A 26,144-nucleotide genomic window follows, 5' to 3' on the forward strand; every position below is an offset into this window, starting at 1 on the left:
AGTACACAAAAAATAAATCAGCTGCTTAACATTGTTTTTCATCAGGAATGAATTTACACATAATAATGGGCTTGACTCGTTTCGAAGTAAATAAGCGGAGATTTTCCGTTTATGCAAAGCAAAATCTCCCCTTTTCAAATTTTTTGAGCCAATAGGCGGAATTTCTCCGTCTATTTAAGCCCTTTTAAATAATAATTACGAACTAAGCGGAATTTTTCCGTTTATTTATCAGCTCGGGTGCTTAATCTGCCCCCCAACCGATAAGTACAAACACCCCTGATAAATAAAGAAAAAGAGTATGTCAATTCTCGTGTTAATATGAAAGCACCCGAAAACGGAAGCCTTTAACATATGCCAGTGCTTGGTTTTTACATGTAGCGTTAATAGTTTCCTATCCCTGCCACAGTCTATCTATGGAAGCTTTTTTAATGGTATCAATAGGGATAGTGTCTTTCCATTAGTTAATAACGATGACTCCAACTTGAAATTAAATGAAGACCGTTATGAAGTATATGTGAATGATCATTTTGTGGGACATAAGACACTTAAGAACCCTGGCGAGAAACTTTCCAATATTGACGGCTTTTTAAATAATCAGGGACTTAGTGACTTTTCCACGTCTTTAGATGGTGACCACTATCAGATTAAAACAAATGACCAAGATGATATTACAAATGCATTATCGGTTTATTTTAATAACTGGTAAGAGCTAACTTGATTTTTTCAATTTTAATATGCTCCGCCCCAAATAACCTATACCAAACCAATTCCTTTTTCATACATTAATAAAAAAGCAGAAAATGTTAGAAAGGAAACTGGAGGTATACAGAGTTATGTTGGAGCTAAAGAAATCTCAACATGGGCGAGGGATTTTTGCTACACGTGATATCAAGAAAGATGAGCTATTAGAGGTGTCACCTGTAATCATTTTCCCGAAAGAAGAGTTTAAGTATTTGGAGAAAACGACTTTGATTGACTATGTCTTTTGGTGGGGAAAAGATTTTGATGAATGTGCATTAGCATTAGGAGTTGGTTCGCTATTTAACCATTCCAGCCAACCGAACGCTATCTTTAAACGGAAACTAAAAAAAAGAACCATTAACTTTTATGCCTATACCGACATAGAAGCTGGCGAGGAAATTCGCATTAATTACAATGGTGACCCTGAAGACAAAACGCGGTTATGGTTTGAAGAAAAATAAAACACATTTTTCAGATATCAAGAAAGAGTCCAATTCCTTATTGAAAAAGGATTTGGACTCATTTTTTTAGGCTATTTTCCCCCATTTAAATTGACATTTATTTAGATGTATATTATTCTAGTAAGGTTATTTTATATAAAACCTATAAAAATACTAGGAGATGTAAGAAACATGAAGAAATACGCACTTATTTTTTTAGCCCTCCTTCTTACCGTAGCTTTAGGTGCTTGTAGCAGTAAAGAAGAAAAGGCAAGTTCTGCTAAGAGTAAAAACCTTTATGAGCAGATTAAGGCAAAAGGTGAAATTACAATCGGTACAGAAGGTACCTATGCTCCTTTTACTTATCATGACGATTCTCAAAAGCTAACAGGCTTTGATATAGAAATTGCTGAAGAAGTATTTAAAAGATTAGATATTAAACCCGTTTTCGTTGAAACAAAATGGGATGGTATGATCGCCGGTCTTGATGCTAAACGTTATGACATGGTTGCAAATGAAGTGGCTGTTCGTCCTGATCGTTTAGAGAAATACGATATGTCAGAACCGTATATTGTCTCAAAAGCAGTTCTTGTTGTTCATGAGAACAATAACGATATTAAAACACTTGATGACTTAAAGGGTAAAAAAGTTGGACAATCTTTAGACAGTAACTACCGCAAAATTGCTGAAGCACATGGGGCAACTAATACAGTAGTGGAAGGATTTAATCAATCTATCGACCTAATCACTTCAAAACGAATTGATGCAACAATTAACGATAGCCTTTCATACCTAGACTTGAAAAAACAGCGTCCAGATCTTCCTATTAAAAAGGTTTATGAAGAAGCAGACGCAACAAGCAATGCTTTTCTTTTCCGTAAAGGAAATAAAGAGCTAGTTGACGCAGTAAATGGCGCTCTTGCAGATATGAAAAAAGATGGTACGTACCTAGCAATCTCTAAAAAATGGTTTAATGAGGACGTATCTAAGTAAAGGAATGGAACAATATGTTTGCAGACCAAGAACGAATAGATCGAATTATTGGAATCCTTAGTGATTCCTTTTTTCCTATATTAAAAGCTGGAATTCAGTTTACGATACCATTAACAATTATCACCTTTATTCTAGGGCTAATATTAGCCTTCTTTATCGCACTTGCACGGCTATCCAATATGAAAGGCTTAAACGCTGTCGCCAAATTTTATGTTTGGATCTTTCGCGGCACTCCCTTACTCGTTCAAATCTTTATTCTATTTTACGGATTACCGAGTATGGGAATAACACTTGATCCATTTCCGGCTGCGGTCATTGCTTTTACGTTAAATAAAGGTGCTTACAGTTCGGAAATTATTCGGGCAGCGATTCTTTCCATTCCAAAGGGACAATGGGAAGCAGCTTTTTCAATTGGAATGACAAAATCTCAGGCGATGAGACGAATTATTATTCCTCAAGCCATTCGTGTATCATTGCCGCCGCTCGGAAACTCTTTTATTAGTTTAGTAAAAGACACTTCCTTAGCAGCAACCATTACGGTTACGGAACTATTCCAAAAAGGTCAACAAATCGCGGCTGCTACCTATGAACCTCTGTGGATTTATATTGAAGTCGCCTTTATCTATTTAATCTTCAGTACAGTTCTTTCTTATTTCCAGACAAAAATGGAGATTCGATTTGAGCGAAGTGTCGCTAAATAATGGAGGTGATCCAATGATTCACATAGATAATTTGCATAAAAGTTTTGGGCAACTTGAAGTATTAAAAGGAATTGACCTGACCATCCCAACTGGAAAGACAGCCGTGATTATCGGTCCTTCCGGCTCGGGAAAAACAACCTTACTACGCTGTCTTAACCTGTTGGAAGTGCCTCATCAAGGTTCAATTAAACTTGCGGAACAATCGATAAATTTTGACCAAAACCATAAAATGAAGGCAAAAGAACTTGTTTCTTTTCGTAAAAATACCGGCATGGTCTTTCAAAATTACAACCTATTTCCACATTTGACAGCAATTGAAAATGTAATGGAAGGACAGACCACTGTTCTTAAAAGATCAAAATCAGAAGCAGAAACTAAAGCAAGAACCCTTCTGGATAAAGTTGGTTTGAAAGAACGAGCTGAGATGTATCCTCATCAATTATCTGGCGGGCAGCAACAACGTGTGGGAATCGCCCGAGCTATGGCCATGGACCCTAAAGTACTGCTTTTTGATGAACCTACTTCTGCACTAGATCCCGAGTTAGTTGGTGAAGTTTTAAAGGTCATGAAGGATTTATCAAAGGAGAATATGACGATGGTCATTGTAACCCATGAAATGAACTTTGCCAAAGATGTTGCCGACCAAGTCATCTTTATGGACCAAGGAGTTATCGTAGAAAGGGGTACCCCCGAAGAGGTATTTGAGAACACCCAAAATCAACGAACGTTACAGTTTTTAAATAAGGTCGCTTCGAGATCCTAGCAGATAAACAGATCCATTCACAACAAGCTCTTCCTACTAATTTCTTGGAAGAGCTTGTTTTATACCTATAAACCCTAAGCTTATGAACCAAGCATAAAGGCCATCAATGATTTATCTTCTTTAAAATTCCAATCAATAAAAATATCTCTTATTGATTTATTAAAAATATCCTCAAATCTGCCTTCCCGGTGGAAATATTTTTTTTCCAACTCATCCTTTGTAAATCTAAGTTCTTTTTCAAACCCTTTATCAATTAATGCCTTTTCAATTGGTACAAATATACCGCTTCTTTCAACTAAATAAACGGATGGTGAGATGGGATAGATATGTATATGATCTGGTACTTTTTCAACCAAGCAGCTGATCCGCCCAACCTCCGATTCTAACCTTTGCATATCTATACCCGCTTGACTAACCTGACCTATTACCTCCTCTAAGACAAAAATAAGAATGCCCGAATTATTTGGGAAGTTCCAATCATGATAGTATTTTTCTACATCGACTCCCAGAGTCACTTTTATTACCCCTGTTATTTCACTCAAGACGTGGTTAATAATAACGGCTCTTATATTGTCAACATACCTATTCTGTCCTTGCTGTAACAAGATCTCTTCCATTGGGGTTAAAAACCCACGAATATACGTGACGAGATGATTTTTGGACAGGGTGGTCCGACATGTCTGCGGGCCTTTTCCAAAATTTTTTCTTAACAACTTACTAACATAACTACTAATAAATTCTTCCTTGTTTTGATTAATCATCCTTTTCTACTCCTTAATTAGGTACAAATAATCCATCATTTTATTATGTACCAAAGCCCAGCTTGTTAAAAAAAAACATGTGATAAGCAGGAAAATCCTGTTGCCACATGTTTTCGATTCATTGGTATTCCTTGAAAAAAACAAAAATGAGATAGTTGCGGTTCTTTTCATAATCCCAGACAATAAATATATCTTCGATGACGCGATTAAATAAATCTTCAAAGAGACTCTTATTTTTCAAATAACCGCTTTTGATTTCCCTTGCTTGATGAAGAAGCAGATCGAGATTTCCTTGTTCATACGCTAAACTTTCTAATTGTAAGAGGACTTCTTTAGCTTCAATCGCACAAATATTTTGTGTAAACTTTACTACCTTTAAACCAACCGGTCGTTTATGATACCGGGTCCCTACAAAATCAATCAAGTTAAAAAGAGTTTTCTCAAAATCTTCTTCCATTTTTACTTCATCAGTAGATGGAACATTTTCTAACAGAATAATTCCTGTATTCGAATCATAATTCCAATCATGGAAAAAGTGATCAATTTTCCCTCCGAATAGCTTAGAAACTTCCGGTTTAAACTCATTGATGACTGCATTGATTACGGCTGAACGAAAATTATGGACTAAAATCAACTGATTATTTTTCAACAAAACTTCCTCTGCTGGCGTAATAAAGTTTCGCATGTATATATATAATCGGTTTCCTTTTGACATCATCGTACAAGTTTCTGGACCCTTGCCAAATCTGCGCTTGAGGAGCTTACTAAACGTACTGCTAAGATATAGCAAATTCTCTTGTGTAGATTTACTCATTAACTTCTCCTTTCAGAAAAATAAAAAGGCCTAACTTCTAGAAAAAGAAGTTAGGCCACGGCTAAGACGACTATTTTTATAGTTTCTTCCATTTACCATACAAGTGATTGTCATATATTTTTGCTGGATATATATTAACTGCCATAACTAATGACTGCAAGACATTAGACCTTAATATTTTAACACGATATTTACCCAACTAGCAATCATTTAATTTAAGGGAAGGTTGGTAAACTTACTTCGATACAGGTTCCATTATTGCTGCTGGTAATGTGAACTTTTCCCTTATGCTCTTCAATAATTTGATAACTTACCGGCATTCCGAGCCCGGTCCCATGTTCTTTTGTCGTATAAAACGGTTCATTTATACGGTTAATCATATCGGGAGGGATGCCGCAACCTTGGTCAATGATTCGAATCTGAACACGTTTTCCCTCAATACTGGACCCTTCTATTAAGATCCTGCCGCCATCTGGCATGGACTCAATTGCATTTTTTATATAATTGATAAATACTTGTTTTAATTGATTTTCATCCCCTAAAATGTCTTCTAGGTAACTGAACTTTTTTTCAAATTGAATATTATTTAATAACATTTGGGACTCCATTAATACTGTAACTTGATCTAATAGGGAACTAATCGCCAATTTTTCATACTTTTTTTTGATTGGTGTAGCCAGTACCATTAGTTCCTTAAGAATTACTTCAATACGGGCAACCTCTGACTCTACAATATCATAATACATAGGCTCCCCATGATAATCCCTGGCCATTAAATGTAAAAAACCTTTTATCGCTGTGATTGGATTTCGAATCTCGTGGGCAATTCCCGCTGCTAATTGACCTGCCACCGCTTGTTTTTCCGATAGTAATTGTCTTTCCTTTTTAATTAGAGTAATATCTTTTAAAACAACATAAGACCCCACCACTTCTTTATTAAAAAGAATTGGGAATGCAGTTACGTTTACATCCATTAATGTTTCGGGTCTCATATTAATCTTTGCATCAAAATTTGTCAGTTTTTCACGGCCTTTTTCGAAGAAAAACGTTTGTGATTCATTCAAACATGTGGAGAGGAATATACGACCTAACCTCATCTGTAATAATTCAGGTATGGAAAAACCTAAGAGTGTTTCGCAAACATCATTTACATAGACCAATTGCCCATCCATACTCAGGATAAAGAATGGGTCTGCACTTTTTGATAAAACAGAGAAATCCTTATCAACATTGACATCGATATATATTTGAAGCAAAAAGTTTAAACGTTTTATCTCATCCCTCTCCATTTTCCCCCACCTGTCTTTAGTTTTTAAAAAAAATAAAAAAGCCAAAATAAGCGTAGTATCTACGGCTTATTTTGGCTTAAATTCTAGCATCAACATGTCTAGAGATTCATTGCCTATAAAAAGCGTTCGCTGACTTTTTTCTATAATTCACAAGTAGACTAGAGCATATATCCCTATATCCACTTTTAATACTATACTTATTTGTAAAAATATTCAATTAATTTTTTCAATTTAGGCAATTTGCTTTTTTATTAACCCAAGTATCTATGGTATAGCGCCTTTGCTGTAGAAATATCCTTCGTTCCGTGTACCAGAACCCTTCCGTCTTTAAAAAAGACTAATCGATGAGGATTCACTGTATAAGATAAAAGGTATGGATTTCGCTGTACCGCCGCTCCCTCTTGATTCGCAAATATTTTTTCTAGAGCCTCCAAATCACGAACCATTGGAATCGAAGGACGTATCTGAACTGAATCTCTTCCACATAGGACAGCTGTCTTTGTTTGATTTTCGAATGATAAATAAGGGTAAGTACGTTCTTCCCCGCAAGAAGGACAATCCCTTTTTTTCAATTTATCTACTTGTATGGAACTATATTGGTTTTTCCATAAATCAAAAGAAACAAGTTTATTTCGCAATGAATCCAAGTCACTAACCAAAATTTTCAATGCTTCACTTATTTGAAAAGAAACGACCATGTTAACAGCTGGACTAATAATTCCAGCTGTATCACAGGTTAAACCTCCAAGAGGAACGGTTTCTACTAAACAAGAAAGGCAAGGTGTTTTTTCAGGAATGATCGTGTAGGAGATTCCGTAGCTTCCAACGCAAGCACCGTAAATCCATGGGACACCATACATTTGGGATACATCGTTAATGATCATTCTTGTTTCGAAATTATCCGTTGCATCCATAATAAGATCAACTCTTTTGGCCCAGTCATCTAGCTCTGACACAGAGGCATCTGCAATGATTGCCTCAATTTTCACAGAAGAGTTAATGGCTATTAAGCGGTTTTTGGCCGCTATTACTTTAGGAATTCGATTTTTGGCATCTTCTTCTGTAAATAACTGCTGCCGCTGTAAATTGGACCATTCTACATAATCACGATCAACAATGGTTAGTTTACCAATTCCAGCGCGGACAAGTGCTTCGGCACATGCTGATCCGAGTGCTCCCACTCCAATTATGAGTACATGTTTATCGGAAATTCGCTGCTGCCCGTCTTTTCCAATGGGTGAAAAAAGTTCTTGTCGTGAGTACCGATTAATCACCCGATACTCATTCCTTCCTTTGGACTGCTTGCTGTAGCATATCTCTTTTTCTCGATTCGGCCGGCCTCATAGCCTAAACGTCCAGCTTCAATCGCTAGTCTCATTGCTTTTGCCATTTTTACGGGATCCTTGGCCGCTGATACAGCCGTATTCAATAAGACGCCATCGGCTCCTAATTCCATTGCTAAAGCGGCATCTGCCGGTGAGCCAATTCCAGCATCCACAATAACAGGAACGACGGCTTGCTCGATAATAAAGCTAAGGTTTACGGGATTGATGATACCTTGACCAGATCCAATTGGCGAGGCCCCTGGCATGACAGCATGACAGCCAGCTTCTTGAAGTTTTCTAGCTAAAACAACATCATCTGAGGTATAAGGGAGGACAATAAATCCTTCCTTCACTAATTCTTCTGTCGCCTTTAAAGTTTCAATCGGGTCAGGAAGTAATGTTTTATCACAGCCAATCACTTCCACTTTAATCATATCGCATAGGCCAGATGCTTTTGCTAATTTTGCGATACGGACGGCCTCTGCCGCAGTTTTTGCACCAGCTGTATTAGGCAGCAGCGTATATTTTTTGGTGTCTAACTGTTCTAAAAAATTCGGCTGACTTGATTCAAAAATATTCATTCGTCTTACCGCAAACGTGAGGATTTCAGCTTCGGAGACTTCCACTGCTTCCTTTTGGATTTCATAGCTTGGATACTTTCCCGTTCCTAGAAACAAACGAGATTGAAAGGATAATGAACCTATTTTTAACATGTCAACCGCCTCCTACAAAATGGACTATTTCAATTCGATCTTTTTCTGATAACCTAGTATTTTGGTGATCTATTTTGGTTAAGATTTCACCGTTAACTTCCACGACAATGACCTTTTCATGGATTTCATAATGATTGAGAACATCTGAAACAAATACGACATGCTCTGGTAATTGGATATACTCGCCATTTAATATTACTTCCATCTTTAATCTCCTAACCAACTATCTCTTTGTGTCTTTCAAGGTGAAAAGCTGCAAGAAGTGCCTCATCTTGCTGTCTACCTGCTAATAGGTCAGCTACTATTTTCCCTGTAATAGGGCTTAATAAAATCCCATTTCGAAAATGCCCTGCTGCAACGAACAATCTCTTCCATCTTGGATGCTCGCCAATATAAGGGATTCCATCGCCTGTCTGTGGTCTGAATCCTGACCACACTCGCTCCCATGCTGCTTCCTTAATCTGAGGAACTAAATTAGTCGCTCTTTCTATTAATGAAGCAATCCCTTCTGGTGTAACCTTGTTATCAAAGGAATTTTCAATCATGGTAGCACCAATATAAATTTCCCCATTCCGTTTTGGTACTAGATAACAGCGTTTGTCGGAAAAAATAGTCGTGTTAATAATCGGCTCCTCCGTTCGAACGGAAAAGCATTCCCCTTTAACAGGATACACGCTAATGTCCAGCCCAGATTCAAGCATTAATTTCGCTGCCCAAGCTCCGGTGGCCACGACAACTTGTTCACTATGTATGATACCATTGGTCGTTTTAACCCCTTTAACCTGACCGTTATCAAAAATAAAAGAAAGAACCTCCGTATTTTCACGAATCTCCGCTCCAAAATAAACAGCTGCTTTTGCAAACGCTTGTGTTAACTTTGCTGGCTGCACATGTCCATCGTTGGGGAGATACATCCCTCCAACAACACTTGGTGCTAAAGACGGTTCCATTTCTCGTAATACCTTTCCATCCAGCCATTTTATTGTTGGATCCCAATTCCTTTGATAGTTGACCTGCTTTTTTACTTCTACTGCTATTTCTTCCGTTTCAGCAATTTTCAGCATTCCTTTATTCACAAACTCGATATCAATTCCAGTATATTCATATAACTCGCTTGATAGAGTAGAAAACATTGCTTGACTCTCTAATGCCAACTGGAATAAAGGACCATCTTGTTCAATCTCAGCTTGTGCTGCCAGCATACCGGCAGCCGCACTGGAAGCTTGGCAAGCCAATCTATCCTTCTCAATTATGATTACTTTTCTTCCCATTTTTGATAGTTGATAGGCAATAGAGGATCCGTTAATCCCTCCTCCGATAATGGCAACATCATATGAATTTTCCACCTTTTCCATCTCCATCTCTTAATACATTTAAATAAGCTTTTACTGCTACTAATGGATCGCGAGCTTCTAAAACTCCTGACATGACTGCGATACCTTTTGCCCCTGCATCGAGTACCCGCCCCGTATTCTCAGGGGTTATGCCTCCAATGGCAATAACCGGAACCTCTAATTTGGTGATCCTGGATAATTCCTCGAGACCTTTAGGAGTCATTCCTGGTTTTGATTGTGAAGGGAAGACATGGCCGAAAAGCACGTAATTTACACCCTTTTCTTTTGCTTTTTGTCCTTCCTCGTAGGAGTGGATGGAACTTCCTACCCTAAGCTGAGAAAAATTCTCTTTTACAATGGCTGCATCTAAACTATGAAAGGCTAATTGAACCCCACCAGCCTCTGTAACTAAGGCAACATCCACTCGATCATTGATAATAATCTTTGATAGTGGCAGGTTTGCCGTGGTTAATAGTTCAACTGCTTGAAAAAGCTCCCTCGCTGTTTTTTGTTTTTCTCGTAAGTGAATCGCGGTTACATATGGGTGAATATCCATGATAATTTCACATAGCTGCTCGATCGGCATTTTACCATTTGAGATAATATGTAACTCTTTGACACTAGTTAAAATATAAGTCACCCCCTATAATCAAGATTCCGAAGCTCAATGAAATAAGGTGGAAAACAAAAAACCACTTCCTTTTGATAAGAAAGTGGTTGATAATTTGAAATATAAAACATGTTTCTTCAAATATCCATGTTTCCACTTCCCTACGCTGGTATAACCCAGATCAGGTTCATAGAGTCCCGAAGTATCACTTCAATCTCAGCCCTTTAAAAAGGCACCTCTAGCGGATTGTTATCTATTCATTTTTAAAAAACCCCTTGCATGGATAATGTTAACACTTCGATTAGAAATGTCAAATAAATTCTTATACATCCTTTTCATATATAATCTGCCTTCACCTTTACATGGAAAAAGATTATTTCACTATCGTCAGTTTTTGACCAATATAGATCGGTTGATTGGGATCGAGGTTATTTGCTTTGACTATAGAGTCAATCGTTACACCATACTTCTGGGCTATTTTCCAAAGAGAATCGCCAGCAACAACAGTGTATACAACAGTTGATACTGTTGGAAGGGTTACAGTAAATTTTGCTACATACCCAGAATCCGGAGTATTGATGTCTTTCTTGTATTCTATTGAATACCAGTCTCCGATTGCGGAATATATAATTATATCTGTATTCATCGGGAGCACAATCTTAGTATCATACTGAGTTCCAGGATTGGTTCTAACATTGACGTTTGTCCTTGTCTTAGCATGTTCGATTGCTTGAATCTCCTGATTGGATGGAACTTTGATTAATGGTTTGGAGACATATCCTTTTAGAACCGCGCTGATAATCCTGTACTCAATCTGATACCAATCACCTGTCTCCCCAATTATAACAACTTCTGAACCAGCGGGGATTGTTGTTAGGATGGTGCTTTGAGTGGTGGCTACAGAGCGCAAATTGGAATTTTTCAAGGTTAAACCAAAACCTTCTGTAATCAGAATTGATTTGTCACGTGCTGTATATTCATTTTTATTCCCAGCAAGATCTGTGAGTTTTACAATTGGGTAGTAATTTCCACGGATTACATTAAAGCCACGGCTGTTTTTTCCATCCCAATAAAAATTGGATGTACCCTTCAAGTGGCGTCCCCACCCAATGGTCTGAACTAACTGTCCGCTTTCATCAATAATGGTTACATCCATATCTGCCGTTTCACTGATGGTAATGGGAATTTTAATTTGGTTCTTCCCATCCTGAATAGAAAGCTGGCTGACTGCTGGTAAATCGATTGTTGCCGTTGGCTTTTCTGTATCTAACTGGGATGTTTTTGGCACGGCGTACGTATATAGAAATTGATTAGTCTCTGTTACAAAAATCGTGTCTTTGATGACGCCGATTGGTCGCAAGCCAGATGCGCCAGTAGTTGGCGTCAGCTGGAGAGTTGAATAAATAAGCTGACCATTTGCGATATTAAAGAATTTTATTTTGTTGTAATTTGCCAAAATAATTCTATCAGAGGCTGTGACCATTCCACTTGACCCTCTAACGGTCTGAAGTCCACCAGCAACAAACTGTTCTGCATACAAGGTCTTCCATTTTTGCACTCCGGTATTTTTGTCTACAGCAATTATATTGGTCTCATCTAGGATAATTAAAGAATCACTCGTTACAGATAGAGGCTGTGTAAACATACCCGTTGGGCTAAACTTCCATAATGTTCTTCCGCTTGCGGCATCCAATGCCCAAATATTTCTTGTAGTTGCCGGTTTTGTTTCAAAGTAAAGCTTCCCATCCTTATAGACAGGAGCCCCATAAATAGGCAAACTTGAGTCAAGATTAAATGTCCAAAGCACAGTGCCTGTGGAGGTGTCGAATGCATACATTTTGGATGTCATTTGGACTGGATTCCGTATATTTGCAAACAGTCGGTTATCACCGGCAGCAAAAACTCCTTCCACCTGCTCTTGGAATTTTAAGGGATAATTCCATCTCTTTTGACCCATATTTACATCAACCGTACCAATTGCATTCAAACCTTCAGTGGTTCTCGTTAAATAATACAACGTATTTTGATCAATTAAGAGACGGTTCGCAAAGCTATCAACGGTCCAAAGTGTCTGTGGAGAGGTACCGTTATCCTGAATCGCATAAATTTTAGTCATCGTTGAAGCGTAAATTACTCCGTCTCTTGCTATCAAGTCAAGAAACCCATTCTGTTCTTCTATTGAAAAATTCCATCTCTCTTTATAGGTATCTAAGTCGGTGGCAGAGAGTGTTTTTTTTGAAATCCGTTCCGCCGAATACAGTTGATTGCGATTTACACTAAACAATGCAGAAGCATTATTAAATGGATCCTTCTTTAACGCCAATAACGTCAAATCAGCAGGCAAGGTTGCACTAGAAAAATTAGTATTTCCCTGATCGGCTAAATGCATTTCCCAGTTTTGGTCATTCGCCCTTATATTCTGATTCCTTAAAAGTCCCTTTAATTCTTTTATTCTTTTTGTTAATTGTTCGTTTTGAGCCTGTAATTGCTTGTATTGTCTATAAATATCGAATGGATTATTTCTATCATAATGATTGAACATCATTCGGGAACATCACCTCCATTATTGTGCTTTCATCATTTTATGCACATTTGCCTAGGTGGTGATGTTTAATTAAACAACCCAAAGAGCCTTTTCTAATAATGGAAAAGGCTCTTTGGATTTACACCGTTTGATGCAGCTGTTGCCGGAGTTTCCGGGCAGCAGTCACCATATTTTTAAGAGATGCAATGGTTTCTTCTTCATGACGTGTTTTTAGACCACAATCAGGATTGACCCAAAACTGTTCTTTTGGAATAACCGCTAAACTATCTTTTAATATTGCACTGATCTCTTCTACACCAGGCACTCGTGGACTATGAATATCATATACTCCTAAACCAATCCCAAGTTCGTATGGATTGTGCTTAAGAGATTGAATCAACTCCCCATGACTTCTAGACGTTTCGATTGAAATAACATCTGCATCAAGGGCACGAATAGGCTCAATGAAGTCATTAAACTCGCAATAACACATATGGGTATGAATTTGTGTTTCATTTTTCACACTGGAAGTGGCTAACTTAAAGGCATTGACCGCCCATGCCAAATATTCCGCCCACTTTTCTTTACGTAATGGCAATCCTTCGCGTAATGCTGGTTCATCTACTTGAATAATGACAATGCCTGCATCTTCTAACGCTTTTATCTCTTCTCTCAGCGCTAGAGCAAGTTGGTTGGCTACTTGTTCACGTGAAATATCATCACGGACAAAAGACCAATTTAAGATGGTGACAGGACCTGTTAACATCCCTTTCACATACTTAGACGTTAATTGCTGTGCCGCTTCAACCTCCTTCACGGTCATTGGGGCAACCCACTCAACATCACCAAAAATAATTGGGGGTTTGACGCAGCGTGAACCATAGGATACCACCCATGCTTTTTCTGTAAAGGCAAAACCTTCTAGCTTTTCTCCAAAGTACTCAACCATATCTGTGCGCTCAAATTCACCATGTACGAAAACATCCAGTCCAATCTCTTCTTGAATTTGGATCCAACGAGCTGTTTCCCCCTTCAAAAACACTGCATATTCTGCGTCAGTAAGTTCTTTTCTCCGCCAGGCAGTGCGTTTACGTTTTACTAGATCCGACTGAGGGAAACTGCCAATTGTTGTGGTTGGAAAATCTGGTAAATTTAATGCCTCATTCTGCAAAGGCTGGCGTTCGTTAAATGTCAATGGACGGGCAAAATGTTCGGGTTTTACTTGTAATTCAAGCTCCTTCACCCGTGCATTTTTCCGCGCCTCATGCTGCGCTAATGATTGGGTTGCTTTCATACTTTGTGACACACTCTTATTTCCTGCCCACGCCTCGTCATACACATAGGCTGTTAACTGTGTCAGCTCCACAATTTTCTCATCAGCAAATGATAGAGCATTTTTTAATGTGGCATCTAGACGTGTTTCTGCCATCGTTGTCACAGGTACATGCTGTAAACTACATGAAGACTGAACCCAAGCTTCTTTTACACCGCTTAATAATAAAATAGCTTTTATATTGAATGCTTTTTCAGCCAAATTCGCACGCCAAATATCCCTTCCATTTACGATGCCAATTCCTAGTACTTTGTCTTGTGGGAAGCCATGTTTTCGAAGTGAGGCCATATTCTCTTCGGAACCATGGATGAAATCAAGACCAATCCCTGCAACCGGTAATTGAGATAGCTCTTCATACGCTGATAATCCTTCAAAATAGGTTTGTAACATGATTCGGGCAGCTGGTACTTGTTCTGCTAATTGTTTGTAAATCTCTTGGACTAGTTTTACATCATCTGCTGTAAGTGAAAGGACTAGTGCGGGTTCTTCCACTTGAATCCACTGAGCGCCTGCATTGACAAGTTGCTGCAATACTTGTGCATAGAGCGGTAGAAGTTTTAAAATAAACAATGCTTTGGATTTGGCATCGTATCCTTTTGCTAATTTCACAAAAGTAAAAGGACCGATTAAGGTAGGCTTTGTAATTAGACCTAATTCCTGTTTGGCTTCTAGAAAATAATCTAGGATGTAATTCTTCGTTAATCTTAATGACTGACCTTCATACTCAGGAACGATGTAGTGATAGTTAGTGTTAAACCACTTTGTCATTTCACAAGCCACAACATCGTTTGCCCCACGTGCCATTGCGTTATAGGTTGATAGATTTACTTCATCACCTGTCCACTGATAACGATTTGGAACCATTCCGAACATTGCCGCATGGTCTAGCATCCTGTCATAAAAGGTAAAATCTCCAACTGTTAGTAAATCCAAGCCTAATGATTGCTGACGCTTCAAATTATTTAAGCGAATCGTTTTCATTTCTATACTAAATTGCTCCTCTGTTAACGCTGTCTTCCAATAAGATTCTAGACACCGTTTCCACTCCCGGTTATCACCAATGTACGGGTAACCAATCGCTGTACTTACTAAATTCATTATTCATTCCTCCTTTTTATAGTTACAAAATTCCCAAATACAAAAAAGCCGTCTCCACAAAATGGAAACGGCTTTACAATCAAGTTAAAGTTTATCTAAACAGCATGCCTAAACAACGCTGCTCATAACTCGTTTGTCGTACAAATGAATGTCACCACCTATTTCCACGTAGGTATTTGGTGTGTACTGGAATTTGGCAGGTCTCCTGGCTTATCATCATAGTTCCTCACACCTTCCCGTCGTATAGACAGTGGTATTTGTGATTCACTCCGATTTACAGTTGCGGGACAGCGACGGAATTACACCGTTCTTCCCTTTTAAGCCAAGCCTTAGCTTGGCACCAATTCTTACACGATATGGAATTTTCACTAACTATAACATATTAATAATTTGGTGTACATAATTTTCTGATAAAGGGTCAGATTAACATGATTAGAATTTAACTATTTTGCTCAAGGCATTGATAAACCGCCATCATTTCTCGCTTATTCAACTCACGAATACGATTGAAGATGGGAATATCTGCAACAGCCTCCGTGAGTAACCTTTCAGCAACAACATCACCTAGGCTACCAGTTAGCCATGTTTGTACTGGTATGCCCTCGACTATTTCCTTTCGACCCTCTTCATTGATGCCGCTCGCATGACAACTAACACATGGGATCGTTAATTTATACACGCCATCATGGAGATTATCTTCAGAAATTATTTTCTTTCCTTTACAGAATGGACACGGATGACCTGCTTTAATCTTATTAATTTGGGTAACAATTCTTTTGTAACTAAACGCTTCATAGACATATGTTAGTTTTTTGTATTTTCCATTGGTGAAATACTTATCAATAATGGTTTCTCTAGTTTCGTCAATATTGGCAAAGTCACAGATTGTGATCAGATTTTTGCTGCTTATTGCCTCGATATTTCCTTTAATTCTATCCCAGAATGGTAAAACATTTTGTATTACCATTTCATAACCGGCGAAGCTTGCTAGTTCTAATTCAAGCATTTTCAGCGATACTTGTGTTTCCCTTGGGAGCAAGGAGACATCTTCCGTAAGTGTCATCTCGCCACCAACAATTGCTTTTATTTTTTCAAGCTCTGGTATCTTCCCTACTGTTTTAATGACCTGATCAATAGGCTGTTGAATAATCTCACGAATATCCGTGTCACCAAATTTAAGTTTTTTATGGTGGTTTAGCACGGTTCCTTGACAGACTGGACAGGTAATCATCTCTTTTGATGCTTTCATATGCTCTTTAATAATAGATTTTGAAATGAACATATACCGCCCAATGATGGTATTGAAACCTTCCCATTTTCTCTGCGCCTTGCCTGCTTTATCATAAAATGACTTTTCCCAATAGCCGTATAAAAAAGTATGTCTTTCAGCTTCTGTCATCTCATTGTAGCTTTTACTAATATCTTGACCAAGTTCATTCTTGATCTCATCAAAAAGGAATTGCAATTTCGGATATTGATAATATTTTAATACTTCCATTACGTCCGGATGTAATAAGCCATCCCAAAATGGCACTGTTTTGTCTTGTATGACCACATTAAAATCTAAAGAAATCGAAGCTCTTTGTATCTTTATTGGTTGGATGTGCAGCCACAATATGGTTGATTAATCCACCCATTTCATAAAGAAAACTATACTGACTATACAAGTGTCTTTCAAGATCAATCGCGATAACGGGTGCGATTTTATCAGATTCGTATTCACCATAAATCAAACGGGCCATTGATGATAAGCTTTTCAAGATACCGCCTTTATAGATGTTTTCTGCGTTTTTAAAATAGCTAATATGATTTTCTTTTAGGTAGTTAATCGCTTTCTTTGATTCTAGTGTTGAAGAAATATGCAAGGAAGCAACACTATTAGTGCTATTATGTTGAAGAAAATAATCATCATGACTGACAACATCAAGATACCTGACAGGTTCCAGCTGTCTTTTCCCAAAATCAACGATAAAATCTGAGCTTTCTAGCATATAGGCATTATGTTCAATCATCATGATGGAGATAGATTCATCTTTTAGGATTCCCCTGATACTATCAATGAATTGGTTTAAAATATTTTGTGATAACCCCTTTGAAGGTTCGTCGAAAATAAACAGGGTATGTGGGTTTCTTGCGTTTAAAAACAGCTCAGAAACTAAATGAACACATTGAAATTCGCCGGTCGATAAGGACTGTGTTTTCCTTTCCAGTGTCAAATACCCAAGTCCAAGTTTGATTAATAGGCTCAAGCGTTTATGAGCGATGTCTTCATTTGGAAGGTCCTCAATAATGTCTTCAATGGAGCGTTGAAAAATATCATCAATTTCGTCGCTGTATTTCGTGAGTTTCCTTTTAATATCAAGAAACGTCGCAACGGTTGACCGGCTGGTAATCGATTGGTTTCGATCTTGTCCTACCATGACCAGTTTATCTTTTGGATATCGCTTTAGAAAATCCTTTGAGATACACTCATTGACTAGGGTCGATTTACCGCATCCAGATTCACCCGTAAAGGTTACAAGTCTATTTTTTGGAATTTGAATTTCATCCATTTGAATATTGCGACAGTAAAGGTTTTGAAATTGATAGTATTCTGTTGGTATCGCCTGATTTCGTTCCCAAAAAACGGGCTTGGGACGAGGGGATTCTTCGACAATTTTCCCGCCGTATTTACCACTGCCAGGTCCAAAGAACAATTGCTCATCAGCTGTATCTAGCACCGTATCAGAATGATCAATTAGCCAAATCTGATTCTTATAACCCAATTGCTTAATCTGATCTATAATTTTCAATAAGGTTTGATGATCAAGGCCCACTGAGATTTCATCAATAATAATCACAGTATTTTCACTAGCTGCCATAAATTCAGCCAAGTAGAGCCGTGTGATTTCCCCACCCGACAAGGTACCCATGATCCGATTTAATGTTAAATAACCAATATTCATATTGATAATATTTTTAAGAATATGTTGTTTCGCTTCACTAATATGTAATTCCTCTGAAAGGGAAAAAATTGATTCAATGCTTAAGTTGTTGATATCGGAAATACTATGTGGCTGATTCCATAATTCTATTCTTTTTTGTTCAACTTCCGGATTGTAGCGCCTGCCCTCACACTTTTTACATTCGACATTTTTGGTCGTACCGCGTCCTTTACACTCAGGACACCAGCCTAGTGCATTATTAAAGGAAAAAACTTCTGGCGAGAGTTGAAACTTTTCAGCAAGCCTAACGCGAATCTCTTTAAAAACGCCCGTATGTGTGCCAATCGTTGAACGCGGATTAGAAGAGATCGATGATTTTCCTAGGAATAGAACTAAAGGCATGTCTTCCATCTTGATGGCACTAAAATTCGTTTCCATTATATTAGGAAACAAATACTGGTATTCAGCCTTAGGCAACAAGGACACGAGACGCTTCTTGGATTCTTCACCAATGGTTTGACAAAAAGTGGTTTTACCAGATCCGGACAAACCAGCAATTCCGATCGTCTGATTTTCCGGCAAGACCGCATCTAAACGGTTAATATTGTTGGCAATCAATTGATTTATTTTCATCGGATGTCTTCCCCCTTCTCTAAATCTAGTATTGCCATATTAGCACAACTTCAAATGAACATTCTATTCATTTTGTTATCATAGTTGTATTTTATTATCCTCTTAAATTAATTTGGGCCATACAAAAAGACGCCTTCTTTCTTCAAGAAAAGCGCCCTTTCATTAGGATGGGATAACCCTTAAATGTCTAAGTTTAGTAGGTGTTTTTTGTGGGATAAAAGAAATTCAGAAAATGGTTTGGGGATGCATGGCATATTATTATAAGGATAAGTCGCGAAATGGAGGAATTCAGCAAACAGTCTTAAAAAATTTTAGCCAAAATACACTCTTACATTCTTTTCTTTTCGTGCTGTTGCTAAACAGTTTAGTATAAAATTCTTGATTTGGTTTTGATCCCAATTTCTCAAATCACTATCTGATTTGGAACCATCATTATTATATAATTTCTTGTAGGCATTCAAAGCCTTTTCAATTTGTTGTATTGAAAAAGTAGCACTGCCGCCAGACCCACTAACTCCTGCATAGTATTTATTTGCACCAAGTAAACTGTACAGTATGACAGCATTATAATTCCCCATGCTGAAACGAGCATAAGCAATTTCTTTGCCTGCTTTATTGTAACCTGATATATCGTGGCCCATTTATTTAGTCTCCTTTAAATATTAATTTGTAAACCAGAAATGATATACTTGGCCATAGAAATCTTATAAATGTAAATAAGTAGTTTACATCGCTTACCACCCCTTTCAGGTTTGTTTATAGATTGAAATATTATGGCTGAAACATAATGTTGGAAAAAGAATGGTCAGGAAGAAAAATGAGAAGATTCAATTAAGAGGTGTGCAGGAACGTTGGAATAATTAATTAGTTGTTATCATTCTATAAGGATTTCATGGGATCATTGTTTTGATGGGGAAAATTATGAAGGACAGAAACGCCAAAGTTTGAAGAAGTAATTATTTTTATTGTGTTGTTTCCATTTTGCTACCTCCTACAGATAAAATAATATCACATTAGAATTCTCTTAATTTTAGTCTTTTCAAAAGGTTTTCTACAATTGTGTGAACGCTTTCTTAATTCAAGATCTTTAAGCTGCTGATTCCCGCATCTAGGATTAAGAGGGTCCTCACTTTTCGGTCGGGGATCAGGTTAAGAAACTGAACTGATAAATAGACGGAAATATTCCGCTTAATTAGAAATGATTATTTAAAAAAGCATTAATAGACGGAGAAATTCCGCCTATTGACTTGAAATACGTGAAAATGGGAGATTTTTCTTTGCATAAGCGGAAAACCTTCCCTTATTTACCCCGAAACGAGCTCCATTCTGCATATAACCGGAAATTCTCCGCTTATTTTACCTTTGCTATCTAATTTTTTAATAGCTTCCTTTAACCCTTTTCTGTTCCTTGCTTTTTCGTCCAATAGGGTAATGAGAATAGCCTTCATAAGTAACTCATTTTCCTTTGTTATTCTGAAAGTATTATCTCCAAACCCTTAATCAATTTGTATAATTACTTAAAATCAAAATAAATAATAATAGGAAAATAATATATGTAAAAGAAGGTTCGTCACTATTAGAAAATTCACATTGGTATTCTTGGTTCTTCCATTGTTTACTCTTACTGGATTCAATAGAGTAGACCAATTTGAAATAACAAGGATTGAAACGACAATAATTAATCAGAAAGGATTCTCCATTACGATATTAAGATAAAAAATACTGGAACTACTCCATTCCAGAGTGACTTTGATTACCCTGGTATGCATCATTACGGGATCGAAGTAGTAATAAAACCAAATAAAAAGTTAGCTGCAAAAATGGAGCTGGTAGAAGAAAGTAAATATGTAAAAATGCTTCCGATGGGTAGTGGCGGTACTGGAATGATTGATCCTGGGGCGGAAGGTTCTTTACACGTTGAATATAAAATAAAGGAATTCAGTGATTTAAAAGAAATAAAAAAATTAGCTCATGATTCAACATTAATTATTTTAGATGGTGTAAAGGTTGTTAAAGAATCCCCTTTAAAATAAATTAGTATCAGTTCCTACCCTTAATACTCCGTTGGTATTAAGGGTGATTTACTATTTTGCTAAGCACGAAAACATTGTTGGTAGCAAACACTATTTGGAGTGATTTTTAAATGTTGTTTTAAATTGAGCATTAAACCCATAATTGTAAAAATAATACATATATTCCATTTGTTTTATGTTAGAATAGTTAAAGGGTATAAACCACTTAGACTTGTTTGCTCAGCAAGAAAGGGAATTTATTATGCAAGGATATATTTTGACAGGAAATAAACTTAAAGATAAAGAGGAAATAGCAACTTTGCTTTTTAAGAAATATGAAAATGATGTAAAAAGATTAGCCTATTATTATATGAAAGATATTGAGATTGCAAAAGATATTTCGCAAGAAGTCTTTTTAACCTGTTATAAGCAATTACATACCTTAAGAGGTGATTCTATTAAACCTTGGATCTATCGAATTACTGCAAACAAATGCATAGATGTTCTAAGGAAAAGATCGTATAAACAGTCGTTAATTGCTTCCTCGTTATTTGAAAATATGCCTTCAATGGAATTCACACCAGAATTTGTAGTATTGAATAAGAATTTAATAATGGAAGTTATTACTGAAATCAACCAATTACCTGAAATCTATAAAGATGTAATAACTCTTTATTATTTAGATGATTTAAGCTATAAGGAAATAAGCAATAGTTTAAAGGTAAATTATAGTACGATAAAAACAAGATTACATAGAGGGAAACTACTATTAAAAAACAACTTACATGCATTACAATTTGAGTAAAATGAGAGGAGTTCTAACCCTTTCGACAAGTTCCAAAGAGTGCTTATTTACGGATCAACATCGACCGATTACCTCGTTACCTTGGTCAAATGGAATAACAGAAGAAACCATCAATAAGTTGAAAAATAAAATAAAGAGAAGCTACAATCATTGTAGGTTCTCCTATCTTGTTTCTTATATATATATAGATATTTAATTATTTTTTACCCAACAATTTTCCCATAGGAAATAATTATTAATCCGCAAATCAATGCTACCACGATGAAGGTAAATAGGAAAAACAGTGGAGACCCTACTGCCCCGAAAGCTACTTCATTTTGAAGTGTTTCTACATTTTCCCACTTATTCTCAATATCGGGCATATAACTCTTTGTTTTTATATAGCCAACTACCAAAGTTCCAACTATATAGATTAAATGAATTACAATGGAAATAACTAATGATTGAATAATAGTCTTCATGTCAGCCCCCCTTCATACCCTTAACTTCCATAATAAACCATATTGAATATTTCAGTAAATAGCACTTTCAAGGAGAACTATATTCCAATCATTAACTGATAAGTATCCGTAGAGCCAATAAAAAAGAAATGTGCTGCTCTCGACACACGTAAATAAAACAAGAAACGTAAGAAGGCAACGCCCAAAGGGTTAGTTGCCTTCCTTTAAAATGAGTTGCGTGACACACTCCACATGCGTCGTCATCGGAAACATATCAACCGGCTGTACTTCCACCGTTTTGTATCCTCCGTCCTCCAATATCCGCAGGTCCCTCGCCAGGGTAGCTGGATTACAGGATACATAAACGACTTTTTTCGGCTTCATCTCGATGATCGTTCGCAGCAAAGCCTCATCGCAGCCTTTACGTGGTGGATCAACGACCAAGACATCGGCGTCATTCCCTTCCTTATACCACTTTGGAATCACAACCTCCGCTTCCCCAGCAGCAAACTCGGTATTTTCCATTCCGTTTAATGCGGCATTTCGCTTCGCATCCTCAATCGCCTCTGGAACTACCTCCACGCCAAATACCTTCCGTGCTTTTTGTGCTAAAAATAAAGAAATTGTTCCGATTCCACAGTAGGCATCAATCACGCTTTCTTCTCCGCTAAGATCCGCGTATTCAAGCGCCTTATCATATAAAACCTTTGTTTGAACAGGATTAACTTGATAAAAGGACAGGGCGGAAATCGCGAATTTCACATCGCCGATATAGTCATAAATGACTTCATTGCCCCATAAGACGTTTGTTTTCGCCCCCATAATCACATTGGTCCGTTTGGAATTCACATTATGAATAATCGACTTTATTTTTGGGAGCCGCGCTACTATTTGTTCCACTAGCTTGTCTTTTTGGGGAAGGTCAGCCGTCCTTGTGATAATGACTACCATGAGTTCGCCTGTTTGCTGACCATAACGTGCCATAATGTGTCTTAGCACACCTTTATGTGATTCCTCATGATAGGCATGAATCCCTAACTCACTGCAAATTTCCTTCACCGTCTGTACTGCCTCATTAATTTCAGGCAGTTGAATGACACTTTCGTTCGTATCAACAATTTCATGGCTCCTTGGTTTAAAAAAGCCAGCAATTAGTTTACCGTCCTTTTCCCCCACCGGCACCTGTGCCTTGTTGCGGTAATGAAGGGGCTGGTCCATTCCTAAAATGGGATGGACAACGACATCCTCTAGTTTACCGATCCGTGTAAGTACCTGTCGAACTTGGTTTTCCTTGTATTTTAGCTGACCTTCATAGCTAATATGCTCGAGCTGGCAGCCGCCATATTTATGGATATCATGACTCTCAATCTCGACTCGATCAGGACTTTTTTCATAAAGCTCCACCAACCGCCCAAAGCCATATCCTTTGCCTGTCTTAATGACCTTCACTTTTGCCTTTTCTCCAGGCAGTCCGTTTGGAACAAATAACGGGTACCCATCTACCTTAGCTACACCCGACCCATCATGGGTTAAATCTTCAAACACTACATCTATAAAATCATTTTTATTAACCGGTACGATTCTGCTCATTCGTTTCTTCCTTTGCACGTTTTGACTGCTAAGATTGTAACACAAAGCATAGTTGATTGCGAAACTTGCTCAGGAAAAGAGCCTTTTTTTCGAAAAAACCAAGAAAATTGTCAGAATATTTTTATTTTCAAATATATTAAAAGTGTATATGATTAAAACAATCTCATTATTGGAAGGAGTGGATAATGTTGAAGATGAAAAATAACCTTACGATTTCGTTACTCCTTGCCTTTCTTGCTTTCACCTTTCTTCACTTTTCATATTCACTTTCCCACTCTCATACCAATATCAAGGCCATCATCAATATAGATGATGCCAAGGTGAAAGGGCAATGGGATGATGACAAGAAGCTGCCCATGGACTTACCCTTTCTTTTTGTTCTTCCTGTTATCCTAGCAGTAATTGACGCTCCACTTGTTTATTTATCCATCATTTTTATCAGAAGCTTTATTTTTCTAATACCGAAATTTCATCAATCTAACTATGTGATCTGTGCTCCCGAATCATTCTGATACCAATCAATGATAAGGGAGGAAATTATAATGTGGATTCGCTTTATTATTATTGGCTTTTTTTCCGTATCAGCTGCAAGCATGCTTACCTACCAGGGGATTGAAATTTTCCATGCGTTTACGGATTTCTTTAAGCAAAAATAAATGAAGGGCAAACTCCGGCGGGGATTATTTAATCCCCGCCGGAGTCTGCCCTTTTTAATTAAAAGCTCTCTTCTTGGTCGCCTTTCATGGCCGCAACTTTATCTTTGACCTCTTCAATATTCCTCATCTTGTTATCCCAGCATTTTTGACTCAAGTCGACTGGGTATTCTGCAGGATTAGTAATCCGCTTATACTCATCCCAAAGGGCAACAAGGTTTTGCTTCAAATAATCACGGGATTCCTCCAAGCAAGGTACTTCATAAACAAGTTCCCCATCTGAAAAAACTCTCACATGTAATTCTTTTGCGGTAAAGTTGGTAACCACTTTGTTCATGAACGTATGGGTTGGATGGAACATCCGCAGCCGTTTTTCAGGGAGCTTTTCATCGGCTAGTGCAATATAATCCCCTTCGGCGTGGTTGTTCGTATTATTGATAATTCGATAAATCCTCTTCAACCCAGGTGTCGTCACCTTCTCGGGATTGGATGAGATCTTAATCGTATCTTCCATTTTACCGTTATCGTCCTCAATAGATACAATTTTATAAACCGCCCCAAGCGCAGCTTGATCGTAGGCCGTAATCAGTTTGGTCCCTATTCCCCAGCTGTCAATTTTGGCACCCTGTGATTTTAAACTCATTATCGTGTATTCATCTAAGTCACTGGAGGCGACAATTTTGGCATCAGTAAATCCGGCTTCATCGAGCAATTTGCGTGCTTCTTTTGAAAGGTAGGAAAGGTCACCGCTATCAAGGCGGATACCAATAAAATTAATTTTATCTCCGAGCTCCTTAGCCACCTTGATCGCGTTTGGCACACCGAGACGGAGGGTATCGTATGTATCTACTAGAAAAACACAATCTTTGTGTGATTCGGCATACTTAATAAAGGCAGTATATTCGTCCTTGTATGCCTGGACCATCGAATGGGCATGTGTTCCAGATACGGGAATACCAAACAGCTTGCCCGCTCTGACATTACTTGTCGATTCAAAACCAGCCAGATAAGCTGCTCTTGTTCCCCAAATCGCCGCATCCATCTCCTGTGCCCGTCTTGTGCCAAATTCCATCGCTACTTCTTCGCCTACAACTTGCTTGATACGCGATGCCTTGGTCGCAATCAATGTTTGGTAATTCACAATATTAAGCAAGGCTGTTTCAATCAATTGCGCTTCTGCTAGTGGTGCTTCCACCCGAATAATGGGTTCGTTGCCGAAAACAAGCTCGCCTTCTTCCATGGCACAGATGGTTCCAGTAAATCGGATATCTTTCAGATATTGAATGAAATCCTCCTGGTAACCTACTTCATTTTTCAAATATTCAAGGTCTTCCTCGCTAAAACGGAAACCTTGAATAAACTGAATCACTTTCTCCAAACCAGCAAATACGGCATAACCGTTTCCGAACGGAAGCTTGCGGAAAAATAGTTCAAAGACCGCTCGTTTATTATGTATCCCATCTCTCCAATACGTTTCCACCATGTTGATCTGATATAGATCCGTATGCAGAGTTAAACTATCATCGTGGTAAAAGTGTTTCATCATCTGACCTCCGAAGTACTATTTCAGCTTTTTCATCATTATACCCAATAATACACCCGGAAGTCTATTTAACTAGGGCTCCTTGCGATTGTTCAAAATGTCCGA

At 37.8% G+C, this 26,144-nt stretch carries 22 protein-coding genes, 1 pseudogene and 2 riboswitches; of the genes and pseudogenes, 8 read left to right on the forward strand and 15 right to left on the reverse strand.

Annotation, left to right across the window (positions count from 1 at the left end; translation table 11 throughout):
- Positions 1-481: 481 nt before the first annotated feature.
- The 5 genes from FS608_RS24815 to FS608_RS24835 all read left to right on the forward strand — a co-directional run bounded on the left by FS608_RS24815 (position 482) and on the right by FS608_RS24835 (position 3,638).
- Entirely contained in the window at positions 482-706 is a 225-nt protein-coding gene (locus tag FS608_RS24815; protein WP_144555246.1) for a hypothetical protein, read from the forward strand.
- A 127-nt stretch (positions 707-833) separates the two neighbouring features.
- On the forward strand, positions 834-1,202 hold the full coding sequence (locus tag FS608_RS24820) for an SET domain-containing protein (RefSeq protein WP_144555247.1): 369 nt from the start codon (positions 834-836) through the stop codon (positions 1,200-1,202).
- Positions 1,203-1,373: 171 nt separating this feature from the next.
- On the forward strand, positions 1,374-2,174 hold the full coding sequence (locus FS608_RS24825) for an amino acid ABC transporter substrate-binding protein (RefSeq protein ID WP_144555248.1): 801 nt from the start codon (positions 1,374-1,376) through the stop codon (positions 2,172-2,174).
- 14 nt (positions 2,175-2,188) lie between these two features.
- A complete protein-coding gene (locus FS608_RS24830) occupies positions 2,189-2,875 on the forward strand; it encodes an amino acid ABC transporter permease (protein WP_144555249.1) in 687 nt (228 codons plus the stop codon).
- A 13-nt stretch (positions 2,876-2,888) separates the two neighbouring features.
- On the forward strand, positions 2,889-3,638 hold the full coding sequence (locus tag FS608_RS24835; protein WP_144555250.1) for an amino acid ABC transporter ATP-binding protein: 750 nt from the start codon (positions 2,889-2,891) through the stop codon (positions 3,636-3,638).
- 80 nt (positions 3,639-3,718) lie between these two features.
- On the opposite strand, the gene FS608_RS24840 is transcribed toward FS608_RS24835, so the two are convergent.
- From FS608_RS24840 to FS608_RS24895, 12 genes and pseudogenes are all read right to left on the reverse strand, one after another.
- Complete coding sequence (locus FS608_RS24840; RefSeq protein WP_144555251.1) at positions 3,719-4,399, reverse strand: Na-translocating system protein MpsC family protein; 681 nt, start codon at positions 4,397-4,399, stop codon at positions 3,719-3,721.
- A gap of 118 nt (positions 4,400-4,517) precedes the next feature.
- Positions 4,518-5,213 carry a Na-translocating system protein MpsC family protein gene (locus FS608_RS24845; RefSeq protein ID WP_144555252.1) on the reverse strand — a complete coding sequence of 232 codons (696 nt, stop codon included), beginning with the start codon at positions 5,211-5,213 and terminating at the stop codon, positions 4,518-4,520.
- Positions 5,214-5,428: 215 nt separating this feature from the next.
- Positions 5,429-6,502, reverse strand: coding sequence for an ATP-binding protein (locus FS608_RS24850; protein WP_144555253.1), 1,074 nt, complete (start codon positions 6,500-6,502; stop codon positions 5,429-5,431).
- A 251-nt stretch (positions 6,503-6,753) separates the two neighbouring features.
- Positions 6,754-7,776, reverse strand: a complete 1,023-nt coding sequence (locus FS608_RS24855; protein WP_144555254.1) for a thiazole biosynthesis adenylyltransferase ThiF — start codon at positions 7,774-7,776, stop codon at positions 6,754-6,756.
- Entirely contained in the window at positions 7,773-8,540 is a 768-nt protein-coding gene (locus tag FS608_RS24860) for a thiazole synthase (protein ID WP_144555255.1), read from the reverse strand. The genes FS608_RS24855 and FS608_RS24860 overlap by 4 nt, the downstream gene beginning before the upstream one ends.
- Position 8,541: 1 nt before the next feature.
- On the reverse strand, positions 8,542-8,745 hold the full coding sequence (thiS, locus tag FS608_RS24865) for a sulfur carrier protein ThiS (protein ID WP_144555256.1): 204 nt from the start codon (positions 8,743-8,745) through the stop codon (positions 8,542-8,544).
- Between the two features lie 10 nt (positions 8,746-8,755).
- Complete coding sequence (gene thiO / locus FS608_RS24870) at positions 8,756-9,886, reverse strand: glycine oxidase ThiO (protein WP_260871812.1); 1,131 nt, start codon at positions 9,884-9,886, stop codon at positions 8,756-8,758.
- The gene (gene tenI, locus FS608_RS24875) at positions 9,870-10,514 is read right to left on the reverse strand and encodes a thiazole tautomerase TenI (RefSeq protein ID WP_260871813.1); all 645 of its coding nucleotides are present in this window, start codon (positions 10,512-10,514) and stop codon (positions 9,870-9,872) included. Before tenI ends, thiO begins: the two co-directional genes overlap by 17 nt.
- Before the next feature lie 111 nt (positions 10,515-10,625).
- Positions 10,626-10,734: riboswitch (TPP riboswitch) on the reverse strand.
- A gap of 123 nt (positions 10,735-10,857) precedes the next feature.
- Complete coding sequence (locus FS608_RS24880) at positions 10,858-13,029, reverse strand: outer membrane protein assembly factor BamB family protein (RefSeq protein WP_144555258.1); 2,172 nt, start codon at positions 13,027-13,029, stop codon at positions 10,858-10,860.
- 118 nt (positions 13,030-13,147) lie between these two features.
- Positions 13,148-15,439, reverse strand: coding sequence for a 5-methyltetrahydropteroyltriglutamate--homocysteine S-methyltransferase (gene metE, locus FS608_RS24885; RefSeq protein WP_144555259.1), 2,292 nt, complete (start codon positions 15,437-15,439; stop codon positions 13,148-13,150).
- 178 nt (positions 15,440-15,617) lie between these two features.
- Positions 15,618-15,799, reverse strand: a riboswitch (cobalamin riboswitch).
- A 79-nt stretch (positions 15,800-15,878) separates the two neighbouring features.
- Positions 15,879-18,996, reverse strand: a pseudogene (locus FS608_RS24890) (ATP-binding cassette domain-containing protein).
- A gap of 311 nt (positions 18,997-19,307) precedes the next feature.
- Positions 19,308-19,637, reverse strand: coding sequence for a hypothetical protein (locus FS608_RS24895; protein WP_144555260.1), 330 nt, complete (start codon positions 19,635-19,637; stop codon positions 19,308-19,310).
- A gap of 1,122 nt (positions 19,638-20,759) precedes the next feature.
- Here FS608_RS24895 and FS608_RS24900 point away from each other — a divergent pair.
- Positions 20,760-21,029, forward strand: a complete 270-nt coding sequence (locus tag FS608_RS24900; protein WP_144555261.1) for a hypothetical protein — start codon at positions 20,760-20,762, stop codon at positions 21,027-21,029.
- A 241-nt stretch (positions 21,030-21,270) separates the two neighbouring features.
- Positions 21,271-21,813 carry an RNA polymerase sigma factor gene (locus tag FS608_RS24905; RefSeq protein ID WP_144555262.1) on the forward strand — a complete coding sequence of 181 codons (543 nt, stop codon included), beginning with the start codon at positions 21,271-21,273 and terminating at the stop codon, positions 21,811-21,813.
- A gap of 203 nt (positions 21,814-22,016) precedes the next feature.
- On the opposite strand, the gene FS608_RS24910 is transcribed toward FS608_RS24905, so the two are convergent.
- Together FS608_RS24910 and rlmD are read right to left on the reverse strand one after the other, a co-directional pair.
- Positions 22,017-22,274, reverse strand: a complete 258-nt coding sequence (locus FS608_RS24910; protein ID WP_144555263.1) for a hypothetical protein — start codon at positions 22,272-22,274, stop codon at positions 22,017-22,019.
- A 189-nt stretch (positions 22,275-22,463) separates the two neighbouring features.
- The gene (gene rlmD / locus FS608_RS24915) at positions 22,464-23,843 is read right to left on the reverse strand and encodes a 23S rRNA (uracil(1939)-C(5))-methyltransferase RlmD (RefSeq protein WP_144555264.1); all 1,380 of its coding nucleotides are present in this window, start codon (positions 23,841-23,843) and stop codon (positions 22,464-22,466) included.
- A 188-nt stretch (positions 23,844-24,031) separates the two neighbouring features.
- Between rlmD and FS608_RS24920 the strand changes: the two genes are divergently transcribed.
- Positions 24,032-24,355: a hypothetical protein gene (locus tag FS608_RS24920; protein ID WP_144555265.1), complete on the forward strand. Its 324-nt coding sequence runs from the start codon at positions 24,032-24,034 to the stop codon at positions 24,353-24,355.
- 202 nt (positions 24,356-24,557) lie between these two features.
- Here FS608_RS24920 and FS608_RS24925 read toward each other — a convergent pair whose 3' ends face one another.
- Complete coding sequence (locus FS608_RS24925; RefSeq protein ID WP_144555266.1) at positions 24,558-26,039, reverse strand: nicotinate phosphoribosyltransferase; 1,482 nt, start codon at positions 26,037-26,039, stop codon at positions 24,558-24,560.
- Between the last annotated feature and the right edge of the window lie 105 nt (positions 26,040-26,144).

This window comes from Bacillus sp. X1(2014) (assembly GCF_007678255.1).